General features: G+C 68.7%; 1 protein-coding gene. It reads right to left on the reverse strand.

Annotation, left to right across the window (positions count from 1 at the left end):
- Positions 1-23: 23 nt before the first annotated feature.
- On the reverse strand, positions 24-1226 hold the full coding sequence (locus Ate02nite_RS48525; protein WP_203814810.1) for an IS110 family RNA-guided transposase: 1203 nt from the start codon (positions 1224-1226) through the stop codon (positions 24-26).
- Positions 1227-1464 lie beyond the last annotated feature (238 nt).

Below are 1464 nucleotides of genomic sequence, written 5' to 3' on the forward strand. Positions count from 1 at the left end.
GGGGGGTGTCCCTATGGGTTTCGTCAAGCGGCGAGGGCGTGGTCTGTCGGCCGGGTTTGGTAGGGCGTTTGGTCGCGGAGCATGGCGAACAGGACGTCGCAGCGGCGGCGGGCGAGGCAGATGAGGGCGGCGTTGTGGCGTTTGCCTTGGGCACGCTTGCGGTCGTAGTAGGCCCTCGATGGCGGGTGTGCCAGCGACGCGAACGCGGCGAGGAAGAACGCGCGTTTCAGCTGCTTGTTGCCGCCCTTGGGCGGGTGCTCGCCGCGGACGGAGATGCCGGAGCGGCGGGTGACCGGGGCCAGGCCGGCGTAGGCGGCCAGATGACCTGGGGTTTTGAAGGCGGTGCCGTCGCCGACCTCGAGCAGGATCCGGGCTGCGGTCCTGACTCCGATGCCGGGCATCGAGGTCAGGACCCGGGCAAGAGGGTGCGCATCAAGGATCCCTTCGACCTCACCGGCGACCCGATCACGCTGCAGCAGGACATCGCGAAGGCTGTCGGCCAGTCGGGGCAGGATCTTCTCCGCCGCGGCGGTGCCGGGAACGGTCACGGTCTGCTCGTCCAGGGCGGTCATGACCTGCCCGACGAGGCGTTCTCCCATGCGAGGGGCGTTCTTCGAGGCGATCTGAAGGAGTTGGGAACGGCCGGCTTTGCGCAGCCCGGCCGGGCCGCCGCAACGCGACAGCAGCTCCAGTACCGCCTTGTGCTGGACCCTCGGTCCGAGGACACGCTCCAGCGCCGGGTGGATCTGGGTGAGCAGCCCCCGGATGCGATTCGAGATCCGGGTGGCTTCGCCGGCGAGGTCGTCGTCGAAGCCGACCAGGACCTCCAATTCCGCGAGGGTTTCGTCGCCGACGTCGACCCGGCGCAGTGTGTGCGGCAAGCTCCGGGCAGCGTCCGCGATGACATAGGCATCCCGGGCATCGGTCTTCGCCGCACCAGGGTGCAGATCGGCGATCCGGCGCATCGCCAGCCCGGGCAGATAGGCCACCTGGTGGCCGCAGGCCCGGGCGACCGCGACCGGCAACGCTCCGATCGACGCGGGCTGGTCGACGACCACGAGGATCCGGCCGTGACGGGCGAGTTTGTCGAACACCTGCCGCAGCTTGTTCTCGGTGTTGACCAGCGCAGCGTCATGCAGCCGTTTCCCGCCAGGGTCCAAGGCGACGGCGTGGTGGCCGTCCTTGCCGACGTCGAGACCGAGGAATACCTGGTAGTCGCTGTGCACATCGCCTCCCCGCGACGTCACCTGTCAGCTCGATCGCCAGTCCGGCGTCGACCGTCGGCAGCCACGTTACGAGGAGACCTACCCCAACCCACCAGGTGGTCGTGTCCCTATCAGCGATCCGTCGACGCCACCCGGCCTGGTGACAACACCCCCCGGATCATCCGTACGACAGGGGCAGTAAGTCATGCCAGGCCGGGCGACCGAGCCGTCCCCGGCTGGGGACGATCAAAAAGGTAAC

Source organism: Paractinoplanes tereljensis (assembly GCF_016862435.1).
Taxonomy (GTDB): domain Bacteria; phylum Actinomycetota; class Actinomycetes; order Mycobacteriales; family Micromonosporaceae; genus Actinoplanes; species Actinoplanes tereljensis.